Annotated in this window: 26 protein-coding genes and 1 pseudogene; 11 read left to right on the top strand and 16 right to left on the bottom strand. The window is 64.9% G+C overall.

Annotation, left to right across the window (positions count from 1 at the left end; genetic code table 11):
• Positions 1-16: 16 nt before the first annotated feature.
• Positions 17-643: a shikimate kinase gene (locus tag DRB19_RS03135; protein ID WP_114184570.1), complete on the bottom strand. Its 627-nt coding sequence runs from the start codon at positions 641-643 to the stop codon at positions 17-19.
• A gap of 137 nt (positions 644-780) precedes the next feature.
• Between DRB19_RS03135 and DRB19_RS03140 the strand changes: the two genes are divergently transcribed.
• The 3 genes from DRB19_RS03140 to DRB19_RS03150 all read left to right on the top strand — a co-directional run bounded on the left by DRB19_RS03140 (position 781) and on the right by DRB19_RS03150 (position 2,236).
• Positions 781-930, top strand: a complete 150-nt coding sequence (locus DRB19_RS03140) for a histidine kinase (protein ID WP_114184571.1) — start codon at positions 781-783, stop codon at positions 928-930.
• Positions 927-1,859, top strand: a complete 933-nt coding sequence (gene xerD, locus DRB19_RS03145; protein WP_114184573.1) for a site-specific tyrosine recombinase XerD — start codon at positions 927-929, stop codon at positions 1,857-1,859. The genes DRB19_RS03140 and xerD overlap by 4 nt, the downstream gene beginning before the upstream one ends.
• A 191-nt stretch (positions 1,860-2,050) precedes the next feature.
• Positions 2,051-2,236: a con-10 family general stress protein gene (locus DRB19_RS03150; RefSeq protein ID WP_114184574.1), complete on the top strand. Its 186-nt coding sequence runs from the start codon at positions 2,051-2,053 to the stop codon at positions 2,234-2,236.
• An 85-nt stretch (positions 2,237-2,321) separates the two neighbouring features.
• Here the strand turns inward: DRB19_RS03150 and copM are convergent, their stop codons facing one another.
• The 3 genes from copM to metX form a co-directional block, all read right to left on the bottom strand.
• The gene (copM, locus tag DRB19_RS03155; protein ID WP_114184576.1) at positions 2,322-2,702 is read right to left on the bottom strand and encodes a CopM family metallochaperone; all 381 of its coding nucleotides are present in this window, start codon (positions 2,700-2,702) and stop codon (positions 2,322-2,324) included.
• A 351-nt stretch (positions 2,703-3,053) separates the two neighbouring features.
• A complete protein-coding gene (gene metW, locus DRB19_RS03160) occupies positions 3,054-3,698 on the bottom strand; it encodes a methionine biosynthesis protein MetW (protein ID WP_114184577.1) in 645 nt (214 codons plus the stop codon).
• Entirely contained in the window at positions 3,695-4,870 is a 1,176-nt protein-coding gene (gene metX, locus DRB19_RS03165; protein WP_114184578.1) for a homoserine O-acetyltransferase MetX, read from the bottom strand. The genes metW and metX overlap by 4 nt, the downstream gene beginning before the upstream one ends.
• A gap of 139 nt (positions 4,871-5,009) precedes the next feature.
• Here metX and DRB19_RS03170 point away from each other — a divergent pair, with 139 nt between their 5' ends.
• The 3 genes from DRB19_RS03170 to DRB19_RS03180 are packed head-to-tail and all read left to right on the top strand — an operon-like array spanning position 5,010 to position 7,948.
• On the top strand, positions 5,010-5,843 hold the full coding sequence (locus tag DRB19_RS03170; protein WP_114184580.1) for a chorismate mutase: 834 nt from the start codon (positions 5,010-5,012) through the stop codon (positions 5,841-5,843).
• A 55-nt stretch (positions 5,844-5,898) separates the two neighbouring features.
• Entirely contained in the window at positions 5,899-7,008 is a 1,110-nt protein-coding gene (gene hisC, locus DRB19_RS03175) for a histidinol-phosphate transaminase (protein WP_114184581.1), read from the top strand.
• Entirely contained in the window at positions 7,001-7,948 is a 948-nt protein-coding gene (locus DRB19_RS03180) for a prephenate/arogenate dehydrogenase family protein (protein ID WP_114184582.1), read from the top strand. Before hisC ends, DRB19_RS03180 begins: the two co-directional genes overlap by 8 nt.
• Here the strand turns inward: DRB19_RS03180 and DRB19_RS03185 are convergent.
• Positions 7,942-8,991, bottom strand: a complete 1,050-nt coding sequence (locus tag DRB19_RS03185) for a DUF2125 domain-containing protein (protein ID WP_114184584.1) — start codon at positions 8,989-8,991, stop codon at positions 7,942-7,944. The genes DRB19_RS03180 and DRB19_RS03185 overlap by 7 nt on opposite strands.
• A 77-nt stretch (positions 8,992-9,068) precedes the next feature.
• Between DRB19_RS03185 and DRB19_RS03190 the strand changes: the two genes are divergently transcribed.
• Positions 9,069-9,620 (top strand): gamma-glutamylcyclotransferase, encoded by a 552-nt coding sequence (locus DRB19_RS03190; protein WP_114184586.1) that lies wholly within the window; start codon positions 9,069-9,071, stop codon positions 9,618-9,620.
• Here the strand turns inward: DRB19_RS03190 and DRB19_RS03195 are convergent.
• From DRB19_RS03195 to ftsE, 5 genes are all read right to left on the bottom strand, one after another.
• The gene (locus DRB19_RS03195) at positions 9,608-9,967 is read right to left on the bottom strand and encodes a hypothetical protein (RefSeq protein ID WP_308494259.1); all 360 of its coding nucleotides are present in this window, start codon (positions 9,965-9,967) and stop codon (positions 9,608-9,610) included. The two genes, DRB19_RS03190 and DRB19_RS03195, sit on opposite strands and share 13 nt — an antisense overlap.
• Before the next feature lie 135 nt (positions 9,968-10,102).
• The gene (locus DRB19_RS03200; protein WP_114184641.1) at positions 10,103-10,867 is read right to left on the bottom strand and encodes a lysophospholipid acyltransferase family protein; all 765 of its coding nucleotides are present in this window, start codon (positions 10,865-10,867) and stop codon (positions 10,103-10,105) included.
• A gap of 90 nt (positions 10,868-10,957) precedes the next feature.
• Positions 10,958-11,617, bottom strand: coding sequence for a YdcF family protein (locus tag DRB19_RS03205; protein WP_245439255.1), 660 nt, complete (start codon positions 11,615-11,617; stop codon positions 10,958-10,960).
• A gap of 180 nt (positions 11,618-11,797) precedes the next feature.
• Entirely contained in the window at positions 11,798-12,775 is a 978-nt protein-coding gene (locus DRB19_RS03210) for a cell division protein FtsX (RefSeq protein ID WP_114184589.1), read from the bottom strand.
• Between the two features lie 5 nt (positions 12,776-12,780).
• Positions 12,781-13,485, bottom strand: coding sequence for a cell division ATP-binding protein FtsE (gene ftsE, locus DRB19_RS03215; protein ID WP_174799911.1), 705 nt, complete (start codon positions 13,483-13,485; stop codon positions 12,781-12,783).
• Between the two features lie 343 nt (positions 13,486-13,828).
• Here ftsE and hpt point away from each other — a divergent pair, with 343 nt between their 5' ends.
• Positions 13,829-14,395 (top strand): hypoxanthine phosphoribosyltransferase, encoded by a 567-nt coding sequence (gene hpt, locus DRB19_RS03220; RefSeq protein WP_114184590.1) that lies wholly within the window; start codon positions 13,829-13,831, stop codon positions 14,393-14,395.
• A 13-nt stretch (positions 14,396-14,408) separates the two neighbouring features.
• Here hpt and DRB19_RS03225 read toward each other — a convergent pair whose 3' ends face one another.
• Positions 14,409-14,918, bottom strand: a complete 510-nt coding sequence (locus DRB19_RS03225; protein WP_114184643.1) for a TspO/MBR family protein — start codon at positions 14,916-14,918, stop codon at positions 14,409-14,411.
• A gap of 72 nt (positions 14,919-14,990) precedes the next feature.
• On the opposite strand from DRB19_RS03225, the gene DRB19_RS03230 reads away from it, so the two are divergent.
• Both DRB19_RS03230 and DRB19_RS03235 read left to right on the top strand, forming a co-directional pair.
• Entirely contained in the window at positions 14,991-16,145 is a 1,155-nt protein-coding gene (locus DRB19_RS03230; RefSeq protein WP_114184591.1) for a trans-sulfuration enzyme family protein, read from the top strand.
• A 78-nt stretch (positions 16,146-16,223) separates the two neighbouring features.
• A pseudogene (locus DRB19_RS03235) lies at positions 16,224-18,169 on the top strand (bifunctional 2',3'-cyclic-nucleotide 2'-phosphodiesterase/3'-nucleotidase).
• Between the two features lie 109 nt (positions 18,170-18,278).
• Here DRB19_RS03235 and DRB19_RS03240 read toward each other — a convergent pair.
• Positions 18,279-19,112, bottom strand: coding sequence for a YihY/virulence factor BrkB family protein (locus tag DRB19_RS03240; protein ID WP_245439257.1), 834 nt, complete (start codon positions 19,110-19,112; stop codon positions 18,279-18,281).
• A 308-nt stretch (positions 19,113-19,420) separates the two neighbouring features.
• Between DRB19_RS03240 and DRB19_RS03245 the strand changes: the two genes are divergently transcribed.
• Positions 19,421-20,290, top strand: a complete 870-nt coding sequence (locus DRB19_RS03245) for a DMT family transporter (protein WP_114184593.1) — start codon at positions 19,421-19,423, stop codon at positions 20,288-20,290.
• 55 nt (positions 20,291-20,345) lie between these two features.
• Here DRB19_RS03245 and DRB19_RS30560 read toward each other — a convergent pair whose 3' ends face one another.
• The 4 genes from DRB19_RS30560 to DRB19_RS03260 form a co-directional block, all read right to left on the bottom strand.
• Positions 20,346-20,504, bottom strand: a complete 159-nt coding sequence (locus DRB19_RS30560; protein WP_170148897.1) for a hypothetical protein — start codon at positions 20,502-20,504, stop codon at positions 20,346-20,348.
• Between the two features lie 119 nt (positions 20,505-20,623).
• Positions 20,624-21,718: a TRAP transporter substrate-binding protein gene (locus DRB19_RS03250; RefSeq protein ID WP_114184594.1), complete on the bottom strand. Its 1,095-nt coding sequence runs from the start codon at positions 21,716-21,718 to the stop codon at positions 20,624-20,626.
• Between the two features lie 183 nt (positions 21,719-21,901).
• Entirely contained in the window at positions 21,902-22,528 is a 627-nt protein-coding gene (locus tag DRB19_RS03255; protein WP_114184595.1) for a hypothetical protein, read from the bottom strand.
• A 116-nt stretch (positions 22,529-22,644) separates the two neighbouring features.
• Positions 22,645-23,370, bottom strand: coding sequence for a DUF4142 domain-containing protein (locus DRB19_RS03260; RefSeq protein ID WP_162815570.1), 726 nt, complete (start codon positions 23,368-23,370; stop codon positions 22,645-22,647).
• Positions 23,371-23,547 lie beyond the last annotated feature (177 nt).

The following is a 23,547-nucleotide window of genomic DNA, read 5'->3' on the forward strand; positions in this document are numbered from 1 at the left end:
CTGGCCGCTGCGCCGCTCAATGGCGTGAACCTCCGTTTTGCTCCAGCCACTCCGCCACGGCCTTCATGACGTCGATCACGACGCGGTCGTGGGGAGCCTCGTGCGAATCGACTGTCAGATTGGCCAAGGCGTAGACCGGGTGGCGTATGGCCATGAGCTGGCGCATGGTGCCCTCCGGATCCGGGTTCTGGAGGAGCGGGCGGGTGGCCCGCTTGCGCACACGGCGCATGAGCACGTCGAGATCCGCCCGCAGCCACACCGAGACTCCGTTCTCGGCAATCCGGGCGCGAGTTTCCTCGTTCATATAGGCGCCGCCCCCGGTGGCCAGCACCATCGGCCCTTCCTGCAGAAGACGGCCGATGACCCGGCGCTCGCCATCCCGGAAATAAGCTTCGCCGTGAATGGAAAAGATATCGGGAATCGACATTCCGGCGGCCGCCTCGATTTCATGGTCGGCGTCGCGAAAAGGAAGGCCAAGCTTCTGGGCAAGCCTGCGGCCGACGGTGCTTTTTCCAGCGCCCATGAGGCCGACGAGCACGATCGATCGCGCGCCGAGCTGGCGGGTGATTGAGGGGCCGCCATGGCTTCCGATGTCCTGCCCGCCCTCGTCCACGAGCGAATTGAGGCGGCTGATAGTGTTCATGCCCTTGTCCTAGCACGGGGCCGGGGGTCTGTCACAAGGGCGTTATTGGGCGAAGGGGACGCGACCTTGCGCTTGGTCAGGGCTTGCCATTGCGGCCCATGCGTGGTTCTAGCGGGGTAACGCTTCAAGAGGCTCCCGTGCCGACTTTACTTCGATTTCTCTTTGTCGTCGCCATCCTGGCCGGTCTGGGCTTTGCGGCCATGTTCGCGCTCGCGACCTTTGTCGAACCCGACTCCCGGGAGATCACGGTGCCGATCCCGCATAACCGCCTGCCCGCGTCTTCATGAGCGGCGCGCGCCACGCCAGCCTGTTCCTGGACATGCTCGCAGCCGAGCGCGGCGCTTCGAAGAACACCCTCGACGCCTACCGGCGCGACCTCGACGATTATCTCGCCTATCTCCGGGAGGCCGGATCGGAACCGGACAAGGCCGCCGCCGCCACGGTGCGCGGATTCATGGCGAGCCTCGAGGAGCGCGGCCTGAAGGCCACCTCCGCCTCCCGGCGGCTTTCGGCCGTGCGCCAGTTCCATAAATTTCTCTACGTAGAAGGCTACGCCGCCGCCGATCCGACGGCTGCCGTTTCGGCCCCGAAGCGGGGGCGCTCCCTGCCTAAGGTGCTGTCGGTGGAGCAGGTCGACCGCCTGCTCCAAGTCGCTCACGAGGAAGCCGGGCGCGAGACCGCGTCACCGGCCGAACGCCTGCGCGCGGCTCGCATGGCCTGCCTGCTCGAACTCCTCTACGCCACGGGCCTGCGTGTCTCGGAGCTGATCTCGCTCCCGCGCAGCGCCGCCAAAACCCGGGAGCGCTTCCTCGTGGTGCGCGGCAAAGGCGCGAAGGAACGCCTCGTTCCCCTAACGGAAGCGGCTCGCGAGGCGGCGCGCACCTATTTGGCGCTCCTGGAGGAACGCAATAAGACCGCCGGGTCGTGGCTGTTTCCCGCCGACAGCGAAAGCGGCCATCTGACCCGCCAGGCCTTTGCCCGCGACCTGAAGACGGTTGCGGCCGCCGCAGGCCTTCGCACCGACAAGATCAGCCCGCACGTCCTGCGCCACGCCTTTGCGAGCCACCTGCTCCAGAACGGAGCGGATCTGCGGGTCGTGCAGGAGCTGCTCGGGCATTCGGATATTTCGACCACCCAGATTTATACCCATGTGCTGGATGAGCGCCTGAAGAGCATGGTGCGGGACCTGCATCCCTTGTCAGGCAGCGACGGCTGACGGCGCGTCCATTTCGGCTGTTCTCGCGCGTTTCAGCCAGGATGCAGACTAACCTATGTAAATCGATGAATTTATATTCCTGTTTCTCAATAGAAACGTTCTAAAATACGTATTTGTCGAACTCCTTTAGCAACAAGCACCACCGGCATGCGTTGTCCGAGTCCATGGCTACGCAACGGTGGAGATACATGATGGCTGATCGATCCGGCACCTCGAATCGGGGCTTTGCCTCGATGGACAAAGAGCGGCAATTGGAGATCGCCCGTAAGGGCGGACAGAGCGTGGCCCCTGAAGATCGCTCCTTCTCGAAAAATCGCGATCTCGCCAGCGCGGCCGGCCGTAAGGGCGGGCAACATTCCCGGGGCGGCAACCGCTAGCAGCGTCCCGGTCTGAACGCAAAAGAGCTGCCGATCCAGCAGCTCTTTTCTTTCTGTCTTGAAATGCCAAAAGGCCGGTGGCGGCTTAGCGGCCCTGCTTCTTGAGCCACGCTTGCATCTCGGCGATTTCACGTTCCTGCTCGCGGATCACGTCGGTGGCCCATTTGCGGATTTGCTCGTCCTTGACATGCTGCAGGGCCACCTTGGCCATGTCGATGGCACCCTGGTGGTGGGGGATCATGCCGCGCACAAAATCGACATCCGCGTCGTTCGAGAATTCGATTTCCATGTCCCGGTGCATCTTCGCATTGGCTTCGCGATAGCCCTTTGTGGCGGGCGTTTCCGCAGCGGTTGCGGCGGATGGCCGGGCGTGGCCCGAATGGCCGCCGTGATGCGTTCCTTGCGCAAGCGCAAGAGCCGGGATGGAGGCCATTGCAAGGGCAAGAACAAGAGGATGAAGTCTCATCGGCATTCTCCTTGGGTTCGGTTCTGGGCGTTGAACGAGGATGTTAGGTGGTGGCCTCGGACGAGCCCGACGTGACCGTGATCTCGCGAACCGCGAGATCGGTCTCGATCCTGGCCGTGCCGTCGATGGCCTAGATGGCACAGGTGACGGCGCCGACGCAGCCGCTGCATGTCATGCCCGGAATGTGGAAGTGAAACATGGTCGAGATCCTTAGGCTTCCTGAGGTCTCACGATGTTTGGGGCTTCCCATGATGGTAAGGTCAAGGGCTTCGTGCAGCCCTAGCGCATCGTGCTGAACTGGAGGTCCACGTTGGCGAAAAGTGGCTCCGGTTTTTCGCTCGGTCCGATGCTCTAGCGCCGCTTGAGCAAAAACACTCCCTGCTCGCCGAGCAGGTTCCAGGCCCACCAGGGCAGGGTCACGCGGATCGGGCGTCCGCTGGCGTCGAGGGCCACCGCCTTTTCCATCTGCGCGCCCACCTCCCGGCACAGCTCCACGAAGTCGCGGATGGTGCAGAAATGGATGTTGGGCGTGTCGTACCAGGAATAGGGCATGTTCTTGGTCACGGGCATCCGGCCCCGGAGGACCACGTCGAGGCGAACGCTCCAGTGGCCGAAATTCGGGAACGACACGATGGCCCGGCGACCGATGCGCAGGAGGTGTTCCAGAACCACCTTCGGCTGCTTGGTCGCCTGGATGGTCTGGGTGAGGATGACGTAGTCGAAGGCGTCATCCGGATAATCGGCCAAGTCGGTGTCGGCATCGCCCTGGATCACAGGCAGCCCCTTGGCCAGGCAGGCATTCACCCCGTCGCGGGACAGCTCGATGCCCCGCCCATCGACGCCCTTGCGATCCCGCAGGAGGGCCAGGAGCGAACCGTCGCCGCAGCCGATGTCGAGCACCCGGGAGCCGGGCTCGACCATGTCGGCCACCAGGAGAAAATCGAGGCGGTGTCCCGCAACGTCCTCGATAGGGGGCAGAACGCGGGAGGACGTCATGCGATTCCCCGCGCCCGCGCGGCAGCATCGATAAAGCCCTGGGCGGCTGCGAACATTTCAGGCTCGTCGAGCAGAAAGGCGTCGTGGCCCTTGTCGCTCTCCACCTCCACGAAGCCCACGGAGGCGGCCGCTGCGTTCAACGCATGCACGATGGCGCGCGAGTCCGAGGTGGGAAACAGCCAGTCCGACGTGAAGGAGATCACGCAGAAGCGGGTTTTCGATCCCCTGAATGCCTTGGCGAGGCTGCCTCCGTGCTCCGCTGCGAGATCGAAGTAATCCATCGCGCGCGTCACGTAGAGATACGAATTGGCGTCGAAGCGCTCCACGAAGGACAAGCCCTGATAGCGCAGGTAGCTCTCGATCTGAAAATCCGCATCGAACGAAAAAGTCGGTGCGCTGCGGTCCTGGTAGTTGCGGCCGAACTTCCGGTGCAGGGCGATCTCCGACAGGTAGGTGATATGTGCGCCCATGCGGGCGACCGCCAGGCCTTTGGAGGGCCGCGTCCCCTCAACCAGGTAACGGCCGCCGCGCCAGTCGGGATCGGCCATGACGGCTTGGCGTCCCACTTCGTGGAACGCGATGTTCTGGGCCGAGTGGCGCGCCGCCGCCGCGATGGGAAGCGCCGCGAAAACCCGGTCCGGGTAGCTCACGGCCCATTGCAGCACCTGCATGCCGCCCATGGAGCCGCCGATGACGCAGAACAGGCTCTCGATGCCGAGCCTGTCGATCAGGGCCGCCTGGGCCCGCACCATGTCGCGGATCGTCACGACGGGAAAATCGACCGCATAGGGCTGGCCTGTCGCCGGATTGGTCGAGGCCGGGCCCGTCGTTCCCATGCAGCCGCCGATCACGTTGGCGCAGATCACGAAGAAGCGGTTCGTGTCGACGGGCTTGCCGGGCCCCACCATGGTGCTCCACCAGCCGGGCTTGCCGGTCAGGGGGCTGACATTCGCCACGTGCTGGTCGCCCGTGAGCGCATGGCAGATCAGAACCGCGTTCGACTTGTCCGCATTGAGCTTGCCATAGGTCTGGTAGCCGATCTGCCAGGGGCCGATCGAGCCGCCGGAATCCATCAGCAACGGCTCGCTCGCGCCGAAGCGCGCCACAAGGCTCGACGGATCGTCGACCTGGTTTCGCGGTTCGGGGGGCAGGGTTGCGCTGGACATGGTCATGCGTTCGATCTTTCGAACACCGGTAGTTCGGACCGGTCATGCCGTCAACGCGCTAAAAGCCCGGCGGGGGCTGGATAGGACTTGGCAGGGCCGCGGGAGACTGCGAAAGAGAAGCGCCTTTTGACCAGGATCACCACTCATGTCCTCCGACGCGCCCGTTCCCTCCCTTGCCGATCTGCGCCAGGAGATCGACCGGATCGACGAGACGATGCACCGGCTCCTGATGGAGCGCGGTAAGATCATCGACCGCCTCATCGCCGTGAAGAAGACCTCCGAATCCGGCTCCGCCTTCAGGCCGGGCCGAGAGGCTTCCATGATGCGCGCTCTTGCCGAGCGTCACGAGGGGCTGCTTCCGCTCGACACGGCCGAGGGTATCTGGCGGGTGATCATCGCGACCTTCACGTATGTGCAGGCCCCTTACTCAGTTCATGCGGATGTTTCGGCAGGCGACGCGCCCGTGCGCGATTCGGCCCGGTTCCACTTCGGTTTCACGGTCCCGTATGTGACCCATCCGAGCGCCGCGGCGGTGATCGAGGCGGTCGCGACCTCGCGAGGGGATCTCGGCATCTTCCGGATGGACCAGGGCGCGACGAGCGGCGCGTGGTGGCGGAGTCTGGCAGGGCCGGACCGTCCCAAGATCATCGCGCGCCTGCCCTTCATCGAGCGGCCGGACCACCCCGCCGGCACCCCGGTCTTCGTCATCTCGAAACCCCTGGCCGATGCGTCCCTGCGCGACGTGGTGCTCTATGCGGCGCAGTTCGAGCGCTGGCACAAGGGCGCCAACGAGGCGCTCGCGGATCTCGGCGGCGAGGTGGTGGCGAGCGCCGCCGACGCCAACGGCCTGTCGGAACTCATCGCCGTGCCGGGGACGCTTCAGCCCTCGGATCTCCAGAACGCGCTCACCAAGGCCGGCGCAAGCCTGTCGCAGCTCGTCGAAGTGGGCAGCCACGCCGAACGTTTCCGCGTGAAATGAGCCTCAGCCTGCGCTAGAGCATCCGCCGAACCGATTGATTGCAGGAACCTGATCCATGGCCGCCCGTCCCGAACCCCGCCCCGGCGTAATGCAGATCGAGGCCTATGTGCCCGGCAAGAGCAGCGCCGGCGCCGGGGTGACGAAGATCCACAAGCTCTCGTCCAACGAAACCCCGCTCGGGCCTTCGCCGAAGGCCCTCGAGGCCGTGCGGTCGGCCGGCTATCTTGAGCTCTATCCGGACGGTTCCGCGACCAAGCTGCGGGAGGCCATCGGGGCGAAATACGGCCTCGACCCGGCCCGCATCATCTGCGGCTCGGGCTCGGACGAGCTTCTGAGCCTGATCACGAACGCCTATGTGGGGCCCGGCGACGAGGGCATATTCGCGGAACACGGGTTCCTGGTCTATCGCATCGCCATTCTGGCCGCCGGCGGCGTGCCGGTCGTGGCGCCCGAGAAGGACTACCACGCGGACGTGGACGCGATTCTCGCCAAGGTGACGCCGAAGACAAAGATCGTCTTCCTGGCCAATCCCAACAACCCGACCGGCACCTATCTGCCCTTCAACGAGGTGAAGCGCCTGCATGCGGGCCTTCCAGCCCATGTGGTGCTGGTCCTCGACGCGGCCTATGCGGAATACGTGCGCCGCAACGATTATGAATCGGGACTCGAACTCGTCGCCACGTCCGAGAACGTGGTGATGACCCGCACCTTCTCGAAGATCTACGGCCTCGCGAACTTGCGCCTCGGCTGGATGGTGGCGCCCGCCCACATCATCGATGCGGTCAACCGCATCCGTGGACCGTTCAACATCAACGGCCCGGCCATGGCGGCCGGCATCGCGGCGATCCAGGACGACGCCCATGTGAGCAACGCGATCGCCCATAACGAGCAATGGGTGGCCTGGCTCACCAAGGAGATCGAGGCGCTCGGGCTCAAGGTGACGCCGAGCGTGGGCAATTTCCTGCTGATCCATTTTCCGAAAGACGCGGGCAAGACCGCCAAGGAGGCGGATGCGTTCCTGTCCGGCCGCGGCCTGATCCTTCGCCGGATCGACGCCTATGGCCTGCCCCACGCCCTGCGCCTGACGGTCGGCGACGAGGAGGCGAACCGGCTCGTCGTCGAGACCCTGCGCAACTTCCTGAGCAGGACGAAGACCGATGCCTGAGCGTCTGGGTCTCCCCCGCGAAACGCCGCTCTTCGAGCGCGTCGCCCTGATCGGCCTCGGGTTGATCGGCTCCTCGATCGCCCGCGCGGCGAGGCACCTCAACCTCGCCCGCACCATCGTGGCCATTGATCGCGACGAGGCAACCGTTGCCCGTGTGCGCGAGCTGAAGATCGCCGATGAAGCCACGTCCGATGCGGCGGCCGGCGTCAAAGGGGCGGATTTCGTCATCCTGTGCGTGCCGGTGGGCGCATGCGGATCCGTGGCGGAGGCCATCGGGGCCAATCTGGCTCCGGGCTGCATCGTGTCGGACGTGGGATCGGTCAAAGGCTCCGTGGTGGCTCAGGTTCAGCCGCACCTGCCCGAGGGCGTGCATTTCGTGCCCGCTCACCCAGTGGCCGGAACGGAGCATTCCGGCCCTGATGCGGGGTTCTCCACCCTGTTCTTCAATCGCTGGTGCATCCTCACGCCGCCCGAGGGCGCCGATGAGCAGGCCGTCGAGCGGGTGCGCGCCTTCTGGTCGGCCATGGGCTCGAACGTGGAGGTCATGACGGCGCAGCACCACGACCTCGTGCTCGCCATCACCAGCCACGTGCCGCACCTGATCGCCTACAACATCGTCGGCACGGCGGCCGATCTGGAGACGGTCACGCAGTCCGAAGTGATCAAGTTCTCAGCCGGCGGCTTTCGCGATTTCACCCGCATCGCGGCCTCCGATCCGACCATGTGGCGCGACGTCTTCCTCCACAACAAGGAGGCGGTGCTCGAGATGCTGGGCCGCCTCAACGAGGATATCGCTCTGCTCGCTCGCGCCATCCGGTGGGGCGAGGGCGACAAGCTCTTCGACCTGTTCACCCGCACCCGCGCGATCCGCCGCGGCATCATCTCGGAAGGCCAGGAAACGGCGGAGCCGGATTTCGGCCGCCGCCGCCAGGGTCAGTAAACCGGCCGAAGCTCGAAATTGGGAATGACGAACGGGCCCAGCGCGAGCCGTCCGTTGTCGAGGCGAACGGGCGGCAGGGGCGACAGCGCCGGCTTGGCGCCCGGCTGAGTGCTGGGCGCGCCGCCCTGGCCGAGGAGGGCGCCCCCCAGCAGCGCACCGTTGCGGCGGCCCATGACGTTGCCCAACAGGCCATCGAGGCCAGCGGCCGCGATGTTCAGCTGACCGGCTGGCCGATGCATCTCATCGAGACGCACATCGCCCTTGGCTTCGACCCTGCGGGAGCCCTTGGCCAGTGACAGCATCAGGATGTCGAGCTTGCCGCCCGCCGCGCGCCACCGCTCCAGCTCCTGGGCGACTGGCCGTCCGCGAAAGCCTTCGGCCTGCGTGACCGTGAAGTCCGAATCGAGATCCGTCGCCTCGTTGCCGCCGACCAGGCTGTCCAGGACAGGGATCCGCGCCTGTTTCACCGCCAGGGCCGCGTCGTAGGCTTTCTCCGGGCCTCGCGAGGGGTTCGGCCTGACATGAAGCTCGAGATGCTGGCCGGTGCTCGCAAACTCTCCTAGGGCGAGACCCTTCACCGTGACGTTCGGCGCTTCCGCCACCAGGGAAAGACGCTGCAAACCGTTGGGCGAAGCGTGGACGCTGGTTTGCAGGAGATCCCATTTGCCCTGCACCGTGACCGCGCCGTCGGTCACGGTCAACGGACCGTCGATCTCGGTGATGATGAAGCGCGGCTGGTACACCTGCGCAACGGACTCGACCCGCCCGAACGAGGCGGTGACCGCACCTTGCTTCAGATCGAGAGAGCCGCAGATGATCTCGATCCGGAACGGATAGCCGCCGATCTGCCGGTCCTGGCAGGTCCATTGCCGACCCGCCCGGGCCTCCGCCGCGAGCCAGCCGTCAAGGGCTTCCGCAGCCCGGCCTCGGATCACGAACCAGGCGACGCTCCACGCCACGGCGACCAGGAGCAAAAGGACGAAGGGCGTATAAAGCCAGAAACGGCTGTAGCGTGCAGTCCCGGCGCTTGCGGCCTCATCCATTCGGTTTTTCTCCTGTTGTGTCGCGCCTTGGTAACTGGTAGCGGCGGAAGCAGGCAAGGTTCGAGCGTGCGTGCAGGATGGAAGACTCCGCCGATGATCTGTGGGTGTTCGGCTACGGGTCGCTGATGTGGCGGCCGGGCTTCCCTTATGTAGAGCGGCGTCTCGCGCATCTCTATGGCTATCACCGCTCCCTTTGCGTTCTGTCCCACGTCCATCGCGGAACGCCGGAGAATCCGGGTCTCGTGCTCGGTCTTGATCGGGGCGGGCGCTGCCACGGCGTCGCCTTCCGGGTGGCCGCCGACGAGGCCGGGGCGACCATGCACTACCTGCGCGAACGCGAGCAGGTTACCGCAGTCTATCTCGAGCGCCATGTCAATGTGCGCCTCGACGACGAGCGCGCCGTGACGGCGGTGACCTATGTGGCCGACCGGAAGCATGGCCAATATGCTGGGAAGCTGCGGTTCGACGAAGTTCTGCGGCTCGTGCGCCAGGGGCAGGGAGTCTCGGGCCGCAATCCCGATTATGTCCGGTCGACCCACGAGCACCTGCTCACCATGGGCATCGTCGATCCGTTGCTGGAGCGGATCATGCAATCCCTCGATGGGAAAGGCGGGATTCAGGAGGCCTGAGGCTCGTCGACCCGCAGATCGTCCACGATCGCGCGGCGCTGGACGTCGCTCTCGGCCAGACGATGGACGTGCATCTCGTTGGCGCCGAGTTCCCGCACCCGGGTCATCCACCGGGCTCGCGCCTGCTGGCTCGGATGGGAACCGGCGGTCGCCACATCGAGCACATGGGCGATGCCGTCTTCGTCCCGCTTCACCGCCAGGATCACCGCATCGGTCACATCCAGGACCTCGGCCTCCACCAGCGGGTGAACGCCGACGATGTAGCGACGGCCCGAGCGGCCGCGCCAGGAACTCAAGGTGTTCGACGAACGCAGGCCCGCTGTGGCCCGTAGTCTTTCCTCACGCACGTCAGCCCTCCGCGTTCGATCGTTGCGGAGATCCCGCATCGCCATGGACCACGATATGTTTCGTTTGTTCGCCATTTGTTCTTAATGTAAGAACTGGTGAATGAAACGTCAAGGAAGTCTCAATCCGTTGTGATCTCAGGCGTTGGAAAAATTCGTCGCCGGCCGGGTCGGATCAAGGCCAAGTTCGCGTCGCCCTTCGGCCACGAGCCGATCGGACGAGGTTTCGATCTGCTCCTGCATCGTCTTGAAGAACTGGTCCCGCGGCAGACCGGCCGGAATGGGGTCCATGATTTCGACCACGATGGTTCCCGGGCGACGGATGAACTGGCGGCGCGGCCAGTAGAGGCCGGAATTCAACCCGATCGGAAGGCAGGGAACGCCAAGGTTCTGATAGAGATGAGCGATGCCGAACTTGTAGGCCGGAGGGGCGCCGGCCGGGCGGCGGGTTCCTTCCGGAAAGATCAGAATCTGACGTCCCTTGGCGGCGGCTTCCTTGGCCCGGGCGGTCATCTGAATGAGCGCCTGGGATCCGGCCTTGCGGTTGACCGGAACCGCGCCGCCTTTCCAGGTGTACCAGCCGAAGAAGGGGATCCACATCAACTCCCGCTTCAGAATGAAGGCCGGCGCGTCGAAGAGCGTCAGCAGCGCGAAGGTCTCCCAAATCGATTGGTGCTTCGACCCGATCAGCAGGCCGCCCGATGGGATTTTCTCCCGACCGCGCACCTCGATCTTGGTCCCAGTCAGAACCCGCAGGAGCCAGAGAGACGTATGGCCCCACAACGACGCAAGGCGCATGAAGTGCCGCTGCGGCACCAGCAAGGCCGGGAGCAGCACGATCAGCCAAAAGGCAAGGTTCAGATAGAAGGCGACGTTGAAGAGCAGGGAACGGAAAATGAGCATGATACCGGCGAAAAAGGAAAAGCGGGGCGGCATCCGCCTCGCGGACGGCCACCTTAAAGCATTTTCAGGCGAAGGGGAGGGGCGATCAGACTAATACCACGAGGGCTCGGCGGCCACATGCTGGATCGGCTTGCTCATGATCTTCACCACCGCCGAACGCTCGGGATCATCCTCGAAGCGGGTGCGGAGCCAGACGGCCAGGAACTTCACGTATTCGGTGGCCAGAACCCGGGCCGCCGACACGTCATGCCACCAGGCGTGCGGATCGATGGTGGCGGCCACCGGATAGGGAATTTTCTGGAGGTTCGGCAGCACGTGGTCGAGTTCGACCAGGGTCCTGGGCATGTGATAGTTGGACGTGACCACAATCAGGGCGTCGAAGCCATGCCGCTCGGCCCAGCGCCGGGTCTCGATGGCGTTGCCGATGGTGTTGCGCGCCCGGTAGTCCAGGTCCACGCAGCAATCGAAGAGACGCCGCTGGCCCGGATTGAGCCGCGAAATCTCCTCCCGGCTGGTCTTCTCGTTGACGCCGGAGATCAGGAGCCGCTTGGCGTAGCCCTGCGCCAGAAGATCGATGGCGTCGCCGATGCGGTGCGCGCCGCCTGTAAGCGCGACGATCCCGTCGGCCCGGGTCTCAGGCTTCTGCTCGAAACGGTCCATGGAATAGACAAAGAGGAGAAACCCCAGAAACCCCACGATTGCGCAGGCGGAGGCTGCAAAAAAGGTCAGGCTCAAGACACGTCGCAGCAACGACCGCCTCCCGGCATGCGAGGGCGATCCCGACATGGTCCAGCCCCAGCCCAGGGCTTCCGTCGTATCCATGGCGCTCAGCGTCGCCAAACTCTGCGTTCGCGAGTTCATCTCGGCTGAGGATAATGCAGATTGCGGCAATGGAGAGGCAGCCTCTTTATCCACCGGTAACCATCACCATCAACCATTACCGTTAAGAAATCGTCTCACGGTCAGCCGCGACACGATGCCCGTGATGATCGCCACCACGAGAGCGATGAGCACCACCACCGCATAGCCGCGCCAGCTCATGCTGAAGGAGCCGAAGAGCGCTTCGATCTGGTCGCCCGCAGGGCTGGCGCGCCAAGACCGGGTGACGAGCCCCAGGATGATCGTCAGCACCAGGGCCGCGCCTGCGCCTGCGGCGCTCCCCCGGAGACCGAGCTTGAAGAAGCGGCGCTGGAATTCGCGCGCGATGAAATCGTCGTTGGCACCCACGAAATGGAGGATGTCCACCACCTCCTTGTTGCCCGCCATCGCGCCGCGGGTCGCGAACGTCACCGCAAGCCCGGCCGCCATGAGAACGAGAGCCACAAGGGCGGCCCCGATCCCGATGATCGTGTTGGCCATGGTCGACAGACGGGACACCCACAGGGCGTGATCGTCCAGGCTCGCCCCCGGCACCTGCTCGCGCAGGGTCTGCCGCAGGCCCGTGAAGTCGGGCTTGGCCCCGCCCTGCAACTTGAGCACGATGAGGCGCGGGACCGGCAGGTCGTTGAAATCGAGGCCTGTGCCAAGCCACGGCTCGAGGAGACGCTCGGATTCCGCCTTGGAAAAGGCCTGCGCCTGCTCGACACCGGGCGCCCGGCGGGCAAGCGACACGGCGCGTTCCACATCGGCCTCGATGTTCCTCTGGGCATTGGGACGCACCTGGATCGTGACCTCGCGGGCGATGTCGGAGCGCCATTGCGCGGAACTGGTGGCAACCAACTCGGCGCCGCCCGCGCACAGGGCCGCCAGGAAGGTCAAAATCGCGATGACGGCCGCGAGCGCTCGGCCGCCGGCGGAATCCACCGGCACCAGCGGCGCGTTGCGCCGAAGGGACGCGGGCAGAGGGCGCTGACGCTCCTCGGGCTTGGCGGGCTTCGGCTGGCGCGGCGGCTGCGAGGACGCGTTCATCCGGCTCACTCGTCGATATGCAGTCTGCCGTCGCCGAGCACGAGGCGGCGGACACCGAGCTGATCCATCAGACTGAAATCGTGGGTGGCGATGACGACCGAGGTTCCAAGCCGGTTGAGTTCGATGAAAAGACGCAGGAGCCGGCGCGCCAGCGACGGGTCCACGTTGCCGGTGGGCTCGTCCGCCAGGAGCAGGTCCGGCCGGACGATGAGCGCGCGGGCAATCGCCGCGCGCTGCTTCTCACCGCCGGACAGGACCGGGGGCAGCATGTGCATGCGGTCGCCCAATCCCACCCAGCGCAGGAGTTCGACTACCTCGTTCCGGTAGCTGGCCTCCTCCTTGCCCTGCACCCGCAAGGGGAGCGCCACGTTCTCATAGGTGGTCAGGTGGTCGAGGAGCCGGAAATCCTGGAAAACGACGCCCATCCGCCGGCGCAGGTCGGTCAGGTCGTCCTTGGAGATCCGGGACACGTCCTCGCCGAACAGGGAGATCAGGCCGCGGGTCGGCTTGACGGACAAGAGGATCAGGCGCAGCAGCGTGGTCTTGCCGGCGCCCGAGGGGCCGGTCAGAAACTGGAACGAGTGAGGCTCGATGGAGAAGGTCAGGTCGCGCAGGACCTCGGGCCCCATGCCGTAGCGCACGCCCACATTCTCGAAATGCACGGCCGGAGCCAAGCCTTCCTCGTACTCGGTGTCGTAAAACGCCTTCACGCGCTCCTGAACCATCCTTTTGGGGGTGAAAGTTAAGGCGGACTGACGTTCGCCCAGGTCCGATTCGCCTCAGCTTATGGCCTCTTATGCCCGGCGTGCCAACAAGCTGCCGATCAAAGACGCCAAGACAGGCACAAATCAAAGACGCCAAGACAGGCACAAAGCCTAACGCGATGCTATCGAAACTTCGTTAAGGGATGAACCTCCCAAACGTCGTCCTGGCAAACTTTGAGCAGAGGCGTTAAGTCCGTTTGACTTCCCGACCACGCCATGGTCGTGAAGAGGAACCCTTCCGGCGGCCGGAAATGCAAAGCCGCGCATCACTTTCTCGAACGGACCGACGATGACTGGTACGCCCCGCATACGCGTTCTCTACGACGAGCAAATCATTGCCAAGCGCATCGAGGAGCTGGCCCAGGAGATCGTGCGCTCGAAGCCCGAGAACCTGCTCGTCGTCGCCGTGCTGAAGGGCAGCTTCATGTTCGCGGCCGATCTCATCAGGGCCCTGCATCGGGTGGGCCTCGAGCCCCAGGTCGAGTTCGTGCATCTGTCGAGCTACCGGGACGGAACGGTCTCGTCCGGCCAGGTGGCGATCCTGCGCGACGTGGAAAGCGACGTGCGCGGCCGCGATGTCCTCCTCGTGGACGACATTCTGGAATCCGGCCGCACGGTCACGTTCGCCAAGGACCTGCTGATGGCGCGCGGCGCAAAGCGGGTTTCGACCGCCGTTCTGCTGGAAAAGCCCGGCAAGCGGGCCGTGAACATCGACGCCGATTTCGTGGGCTTCACCTGCCCGGACCTGTTCGTGGTCGGCTACGGCATGGACGTGGCCCATTCCTACCGCCAGCTGCCCTTCGTGGGCGTGGTCGATCACGCCAACCAATCGCCCGATCTCTTCGACAAGAAATAACGGCTGTTTCTGTTTATCCGTTGAGATGCCAGATCGCCCCATTCAGGGCGGTCGCATAGCCGACCCAGGCGAGATACGGCCAGAGCAGCAGGGCAGCAAAACGGTCGAGAGGCCAGAAGGCCTTGATCGTCGCCAGGATCGCGACGATCAGGGCCGCGATGACCACGAGGCCCGCCAATGGACTGTGCGCGCCGAAGAACGCGAACGACCAGAGAGAATTGAGCGCGAGCTGCACGAAAAACGCCGTTACGGCGGCGGCGCGGCCGGGCTGCTCCTTGGGAAGCGACAGGATGCGCCAGATCGCGTAGGCCATCAGGATGTAGAGCGTCGTCCAGACCGGTGCGAACAGCCAGTTGGGAGGCGTGAAGCCAGGCTTGGCGAGAGTTGCATACCAGGTCGGGATGTTCGGCGTCGTCACCAGGCTTCCGGCAATGCTGACCGCCGCCACGGGCACGACGGCAAGCAGAAACCGTTGGACAGGCGGGGTCGGTCCCCCGGCCAAAGTGGATTGGCCTGGATGCATCATTCAACAAATCCCTTTAATGGGTGAGCTTCGCAATTGCTTCGCAAACCCGTCTCGCTCCTGGAGGTTCCCATGTCGTCATCCCGCCCGCAATGGTCCAAACGCAGCCTCACGGCGCAGGCCATGGGCCATGTGGACCCGATCACCAAGGCGGTTGTGCCGCCGATCCATGTGGCGACCACCTACATTCGCGACGAGGACAACGCCTATTCGTCGGGCTACGTGTATGGCCGGCCCGACAACGCCACGGTGCGCGAGGCCGAAGGCGTGCTCGCCATGTTGGAGGAAGCCCAGGCTGGAGCGCTCCTGTTCTCCTCGGGAATGGCGGCGGCCACCGCCGTGTTCCAGGCCCTGAACCCTGGAGATCACATCGTCGCCTCCAAGGTCATGTACTGGGCCCTGCGCAGCTGGCTCATGACCGAGGCGGTGCGCTGGGGCCTCAAGGTCGATTTCGTGGAGACCGACGATCTCGACGCCCTGAAGGCAGCGGTCGTTCCGGGCAAGACCAAGATGGTCTGGGTCGAGACACCCTCGAACCCGCTCTGGACCATCACGGACATCGCGGCCGCGGCCGACATCGCCCATGCGGCGGGAGCGCGGCTTGCGGTCGATTCCACCACCGCCTCGCCGGTCCATACCCGTCCCCTGTCGCTCGGGGCCGACATCGTCATGCACGCGGCCACGAAAATCCTGAACGGCCATTCGGACGTGGTGGCCGGCGTGCTCGCGGGCGCGAAGGTGGACGAGTTCTGGGACAAGGTGGCGTCCATCCGGAAGATGCAGGGCGCGATCCTCGGGCCGTTCGAGGCTTATCTCCTCATGCGCGGCATGCGCACGCTGCATCTGCGCACCGCCGCCCAGGCCCGGACCGCCATGGATCTGGCCGAACGTTTCTCCGCGCATCCGAAGATCGCCCGGGTGCTCTATCCGGGCCTGCCGCAGCATCCCGGCCACGACATCGCGGCGCGGCAGATGGAGGGCGGTTTCGGCTACATGCTGTCGATCCAATTGACCGACGGTGAAGCAGCCGCAATCCGCGCCGCCGCGCGGGTGCACCTGTGGAAGCGGGCGACGTCCCTGGGCGGCGTAGAAAGCCTCATCGAGCACCGAGCTTCGATCGAGGGTCCGGGCACACCCTGCCCGCCGGACCTGCTGCGCCTGTCCGCCGGGATCGAGGCGGTGGACGACCTCTTCAGGGACCTGGACGAAGCTCTGAGAGTCGGTTAGCCGGCTCACTTGCTCTTGTCATAAAACTTGTGCTGTTCTTGAGCTACGCGAACGCGGTTTTACCAGAGGAATGTCCGCATGACGTCGACCATCACCCGCCGCCGGGTTCTGCAAACGGGCGTGGCGGCAGCCGCCCTGACGGCCATGCCCCAGATGAGCTGGGCGGCTGGTTCCGTCGTCAAGCTGCGCATCATGGAGACCACCGATCTCCACGTGAATATCCTGCCCTATGACTACTATCGCGATGCGGCCGACGACACGGTGGGCCTGACGCGCACCGCCACCATCGTGAAGGCGGCGCGCTCCGAGGCCAAGAACAGCCTCCTGTTCGACAACGGCGACCTGATCCAGGGCTCGCCCTTGGGCGATTTCGTCGCCTACCGGCGCGGCATGAAGAAAGGCGACGTCCACCCGATGGTCGCCGCCATGAACACACTGAACTACGATTGCGGCACGCTGGGCAATCACGAGTTCAACTACGGGCTCGAATACCTGCAGAACGCGCTCGGGGCGGCGAAATTCCCTCTGGTCTGCGCCAACGTCATGAAGGCGGACGGCGAGACGATGTTGAAGCCGTGGCTCGTCCTCGATCGCGAGGTCACGGACGAAGCCGGCGCGAAGCAGAAGCTCAAGGTCGGCGTGATCGGCTTCGTGCCGCCGCAGATCGTGCAATGGGACAAGGGTCACCTCGACGGCAAGGCGACGACGATCGACATCGTCGACGCGGCCCAGAAGCACGTGCCCGAACTCAAGAAGGCCGGGGCCGACATCGTGGTGGCGCTCTGCCATTCGGGCATTGCGGGCGGGGAGCGCAAGGGCGGCGAGGAGAACGCGGCGCTGCACCTTGCCAAGGTCGAAGGCATCGACGTGATCCTGACCGGACACCAGCATTTCACGTTCCCGGGCGGCAAGGAATTCAACAACATTCCGGGCGTGGACGTGAAGGCCGGCACGCTGCACGGCAAGCCGGCCGTCATGGCCGGTTTCTGGGGCAGCCATCTTGGTCTCGTCGACCTCGAACTGACCAAGGAAGGCGACGCCTGGAAGGTTGCCAATTTCCGCACCGAAGCGCGCCCGATCTACGACCGCGTCGAGCGCAAGGTGGTGGCGAAGGTGGAGTCGGATGCAGGCGTGATCGCGGCGGTTCAGGCGGATCACGATGCCACGCTCAAATACGTGCGCGAGCCGGTCGGCACCACCTCGGTGCCGATCCATTCCTATTACTCGCTGGTCGCCGACGACGCGTCCGTGAAGCTCGTGACCGAGGCGCAGGCGTGGTACGTGGCGGATCTGTTGAAGAACTCGCCTCACAAGGACCTGCCGCTGCTTTCGGCGGCTGCGCCCTTCAAGGCCGGGGGCGCGGCGGCCCGAACTATTTTACCGACATCAAGCCCGGTCCGCTCGCCATCAAGGACATGGCGGACATCTACATCTATCCCAACACCATCCGGGCCGTGAAGGTGACCGGCGCGCAGGTGCGCGAATGGCTGGAGCGTTCCGCCGGCATCTACAACCAGATCGATCCAGCCAAGGGCGGCGAGCAGGAACTCGTCAACGCCAAGTTCCCAGCCTTCAACTTCGACGTGATCGCGGGCGTTCAGTACAAGATCGACCCGACCCAACCCTCGCGCTACGACAATGACGGCAAGCTGGTGGACGCCAATGCGCGCCGCATCAAGGACCTGACCTATAACGGCAAGGCCGTGACAGATGATCAGGTGTTCATCGTAGCCACCAACAACTACCGCGCCGGCGGCGGCGGCAACTTCCCGGGCAATGACGGCTCGACCATCGTGCTGGAGGCTCCGGACCTCACCCGCGACGCCATCATGCGTTTCATCATCGAGCGCAAGGAAGTCGCCCCGAAGGCGGACGGCTCCTGGTCCCTGGTGACGCCTACGGGCAATGTCACCATGACGTTCCTGACCGGCCCCAACGCCGCCGCGTATCAGCCGGCCGGCATCAAAATCGAAAAGATCGGCGACGCGCCGGAAGGTTTCGTGAAATACCGCATCGTCGGCTGATCAGCTTTGACCCTCTGTCATCACCGGCCTTGTGCCGGTGATCTCGATTGGCTTGCGCTCCACTTGATCGAGATGGCCGGGATACGCCCGGCCATGACAGGAGGGAGCTCTACGGCATCGTGATGACGTCGGTCAGCTGCTCGGGCTTGGGTTCCTTGTGCAGACGCCGGCGCTTGGCGAGAATGATCGTGCCGTTCAGCTCGCCGCCGAACAGAAAGATCGCCCCGAGGGTATAGAGAAAGATCAGCGCCACCATGGCGGTGGCAAGCCCCCCATAGGTTGACGCATAGGCGCCCGGGAAGAACTCGAGATACCAGCCGAAGCCGATGCCGCCCAGGAGCCAGAGAATGAGCGTCACGCCCACTCCCGGCAGCACCGAGCGGAACCTCCGTCGCCCCGACGGGATGAACATATGGGCGACGATGAGGCCCGCCACGATGACCACGGTGGCAACGCCGAGTCGAAGAAAATCGATGATCCCGCTGAACGTCGTCAGGGCCGGCACCCAATAGACGATGCCGCGCCACACAAAAGGCCCGAGAACCACCAGGAAGGCGAGCGCCAGCATCACCAGCGCGCCCCCGATGACAAAGGCCACCGATTCCAGGCGTGTCAGCCACCAGGCCCGGGTTTCCCGCACCCCATAAGCCCGGTTCAGGCCAACCCGCAGGCTCTCCACGCTGCTGGATGCGAAGTACAGGACGAGCACCAGGCCTAGGGTCAGCACGTCGCTGCGCCGCCCCGTGAGGATGTTGTGCACCTCCCCGGCGATGGGCCCGGCGATTTCCTGCGGCCAAGCCTCGAGGATGATGTCGGCAGCCTCGTCGGCGAGCGTTCCCGTTCCAAACAGGCCGGCAAGGGCCGTCACCAGGATGAGAAAAGGGAACATGGAGGTCAGCACCGACAGCGCGATATGGCTCGCGATCGCCCAGGCGTCATGCATGACGAAGCGATTGGCCGTGATGGCGAAGATCTCGAGATAAAGGCGCAGGCGGCGGGTCAAACAACATGTCTCCGGGCTGCTGGAGATGGCGCGAAGGCTTCGACAGACAAGGGAAAGTCTCCCGACGGTCGCCAAGGTTCCATCCCGGTCCGCAATTTGGGCCGCCATCGGCAGGTCTAGGCCGAATAGTCCGACTTAGGAAGGGGCCGGACGGCAAGGGTGGGGCAGGGGCCTGTGCATGCTCCCTTGGTTCGATTGTGCTTGGGGCTTCTGTCGGCTACTCGCGGGCGGGACAGGAGCGCTTCGCCATGACGTCTGCACATCTCCTTGCGCGCCTTGCGCCCCCTCTCTTCGTCGTCATCTGGGCGACGGGGTTCATCGTCGCCCGGGTGATTGCGCCTTATGCGGAGCCCCTGACGTTCCTGCTGGTCCGCTATCTGCTGGCAAGCTTGATTCTGGGCCTTATCGTCCTGGCGGCACGCGCTCCCTGGCCCAAAACTCCGCGCGATTGGCGCGACGGGCTCGTGGCCGGAGTCCTGCTGCATGGGCTTTATCTCGGCGGGGTCTTCTGGGCGGTGAAACACGGCCTGCCGGCCGGAATCTCGGCTCTCGTCGCGGGGGTTCAGCCACTCGTCACGGGCGCCCTGGCGGGGCCTCTCCTGGGCGAGCATGTCTCGGCACGGCGCTGGACCGGGATCGGCATCGGCTTTCTGGGCGCATCCCTGGTGGTGTTGCCGAAGCTGGGCGACGGGGGCGTCCCGCCGCTGGCGCTCGGCGTCTGTCTGCTGGGCATGTTGTCCATTACCCTGGGCACCATCTGGCAGAAGCGCACCGGCGGCAGGCTTGACCTGCGCACCAGCGCGTTCGTCCAGTTCCTCGGAGCGGCGGCGGTGACGGCTCCCCTGGTGCTTCTGACCGAGCAGGGGCACATGGACCTGACCCTGCCGCTCCTGGGGGCGCTCGCCTGGGCGGTCTTTGGCCTGTCCATCGGGGCGATCGGCCTGCTGCTGTTCCTGATCCGGCAGGGGGCGGTCGTCGGGGTGGCGACGCTGCTCTACCTCGTTCCGCCCGTGGCGGCCGTGATGGCCTTCGGGCTTTTCGGCGAGACCCTGAGCCTGGTCCAGATGGCCGGGATGGCCTGCGCGGCCCTGGGGGTCGCGGTGGCGAGCCGGAGCTGACGGACAGCATGAAGCCCCGGCTCGACGCTCCGGGGCTTCTTATGACGTGATGAATTTACTTGGTGATCTTCACGGAGACCGGGTCGCTGGCCGGGAAGGTCTCTTCCACGCCCTCATCGAGCTTCTCGTCGAGGGAGGTCTTGGAGTTCTCCGGCAGCTTGTCGTCGTCCTTGCCGGCTTTATCGTCCTGGTTCTGAGGCTTGTTGTTGTTCATGCCATGTCTCCGGCGAGGGCAGCGAATGCCTGTTCGACACGACAACGCCTCACCGGCGGGTTCCGATCCCGCCACGCTGCAAAAGAGGCGGCGCTCCTGATTGAGCGCCGCCCTTGCGGTCAGCGCTGAACCGGCTGCGAATTGACGAAGTAGTCGAAGGGCAGCTCGGCGATGCGGAACCAGGTCAGCTCCTTCTCGCGGAAGGCGCTCCACGAATCGTAGACCTTCTTGAACTTCGCATTGGAGGCCGCGATCTCGCTGTAGAGCTTGAACGCCTCCTTGTAGCTCTGCTCCATCACGTCCTTCGGGAAGGGGCGCAGCTGCACACCTTGTCCGACGAGACGACGGATCGCTTCCGCGTTCTCCGCGTCGTATTTCGCCACGCACATGGCGTTGGCTTCCGCGCAGGCCGCCTCGAGGATGGCCTTGTAGTGCGCGGGCAGCGAGTTCCACTTGTCCATGTTGACATAGAGCGAGGGCTGCGCGCCGCCTTCCCAGAAGCCCGGGTAGTAATAGTACTTGGCGACCTTCACGAAGCCGAGCTTCTCGTCGTCGTAAGGCCCTGAGAACTCTACCGCGTCGAGGGTGCCGCGCTCGAGCGCCGGATAGATGTCGCCCGCGCCCAGAACCTGCGGCACCACGCCGAGCTTCGCTATGATCTGACCACCCATGCCGGCGATGCGCATCTTGAGGCCCTGGAGATCCGCGACCGAGTTAATCTCCTTGCGGAACCAGCCGCCCATCTGCGCGCCCGTCTGCCCGGCCGGGATCGGGAACACACTGTAGTCCTTCATGAAGTCGCGCATGAGCTGGAGACCGCCGCCGTAGTGCATCCAGGCATTGTGCTGGCGCACGTTCATGCCCCATGGCACGGAGGTGTCGAACATGAAGGTGGGGTCCTTGCCGATGAAGAAGCTCGACAGGGTGTAGGAGCACTCGACCGTGCCGTTCTGCGTGGCGTCGAGGGTCTGCAGCGCGCCGACGATCTCGCCAGCCGCGAAGGGCTGGATCTGGAACTTGTTGTCTGTGGCGGCGGCCACGCGCTTGGCGATCATGTCACCCGCGCCATAGAGCGTGTCGAGGCTCTTTGGATATGCCGAAGCCATGCGCCAACGGATTTCCGGGTTCGGGTTCGACTGGGCGATGGCCGGGGACGCCACTGCGCCTGCGGCCGCGGCGAGACCTGCGCCCTTGAGAAGTTTTCTTCTGTCCATGGATGTTTCCTCGTGCGCTTCGTTGCGTCATCGGCGACGCTGCGGAACGATCCATAAAGCGGAAGGTGGCCTCATGTCACCCTTATCTTCCGTCAGGGAAGGGCAGGGCGGCCCAATCATCATAAAAAGGCGGGACGCCGTTAGCGTCCCGCCCTCACGACTTTCAAGCATTCCGTTTAAGCCTCAGCGCTCTTCCGAGCCACCCTTGGACAGGGGACGCTCCGTCTGCGATCCGCCCGCGCGGGCCGAACGCTTCGGCGGCTTCTCCTCACCGGTGGAGGACGTCGACACACCGCCGGACTGGCTGGCGGTCGCATGGCCGCGCACCAGGGTGCCCTTGGGCACGTCTACCGCGTTGCCGGGCGCCGGCACGCGCTTGCGCGACATGGCGCCTCCCTCCATGGCGGGCTTCGCCTGAGGGGTGGTCTCCACGTCCGTCTGGGGCGAGCGTTGCGCAGGGCTCTTCTTCGCCGTCACGGTGGAGCTTTCGGCGATCTCCTCGTTGGAGATCACGAAGCCCGCGTCGTCCGCGCCTTTTTCGGGCGGCACGTCCTTGAAGGAGCGGATGCCCGCGTTCGATCCGCTGGTCACGCGCCCGTCATCCACATGACTGATGTCGAGATCCGGGTCGAGTTTCTTGGAAGCGCCCATGAGGCCGGTGGCCTTGGCGGCTGCGCGTTTCGTGTTGCCGACATCGTTGCGCTGGGTTGGGCCTGCGACGAAATCGTCGCCGCCTTCCTCGGCCGCGATCTCGTTGAGGACTTCATCCACATTCGGCTCCGGGGGACGACCGCGCTTATCCTGCGCCATAGGTGATTCCTCTCTTGCTAAGGCGGGCCGCAATGCCCGCATGTCACGTGGGGCAACGCCCCGCTGGAAATGGGGTTCCGGCTCCGCGGCCGGGCGCGGCGGAGCCGGAGAAAGCCTTATTTGCCAAGCTCTTTCTGCATGTCCTGCAGCATCGTCAGATGCTCTTTGATCTGACTGCGCGCGAGCTTCGCCACGTTGGCGGATTCCCGGTTGCCGGGGTTGCCTTGGAGGTAGCGCTCCTGGATCGCCAGCAGCTTCTGATGGCCATCGATCTGCATGGCCACATAGTCCCGGTCGAAGGCCGCGCCGGGCTGCGCCTTCGAGAGCTTCTCCATGGCGGCCGCGTCCTGGGCCGGCAGTTCCGGCGCGGTGGAGGCCGCTTGCTGTGCGCCCTGGGTGGTCGAAGCGGTGCTGGCCGGATCAGCGTAGGTGTGCAGGATGTCCTGCATGGTGTTCTGCTCGCCGATCTCGAACTCGGCAAACATTTTCAGGCGCGGGTTCTGCGCCTTGGCCAGGGCGAAGTTCGACTGCTGAAGCGACACGGTGCTGATGGCCAGCACCTGCTGCACATATTGCCGGTCGACCTGCGACTGCTGCTGACCCATTCCAGCCGGGGCGCTGTTGGCCTGACCCTGCCGGGCCGGCGTCTGCGTGTCCTGCGGCGCGCCGCCCTGCTGCGTGCGCTGCTCGCGCTGCTGCGCGTTCTGCCCGAGCCCCTGATTGGGCTGGGTCTCCGTCGGCTGCGGATTGGCCGGAATGGTCCCGACGGGACCTTGGCTTTGGGCAAGCGCCGGAAGAGCGAATACGGCCGCGATGCCTGCGGCGATGAGACGGCGTGTCATGAACAGTTCTCCTGCATGGGTGTGGAAGCCGAACGCTTGCAGGCGGCTTTGGTTCAGGAGAACGCAGCCTTGCGGTTGTCGGGCTTTCGCCTGCCTCATTGCGATACATGATGCGAGTCAAGGGGCCGCCATCGCGTTCGAGATTCCCCTCATGTCGGTATTGTTGGCGGCGAGCAG

It is taken from the genome of Microvirga aerophila, from assembly GCF_003332305.1.
In the GTDB taxonomy this organism is placed as follows: domain Bacteria; phylum Pseudomonadota; class Alphaproteobacteria; order Rhizobiales; family Beijerinckiaceae; genus Microvirga; species Microvirga aerophila.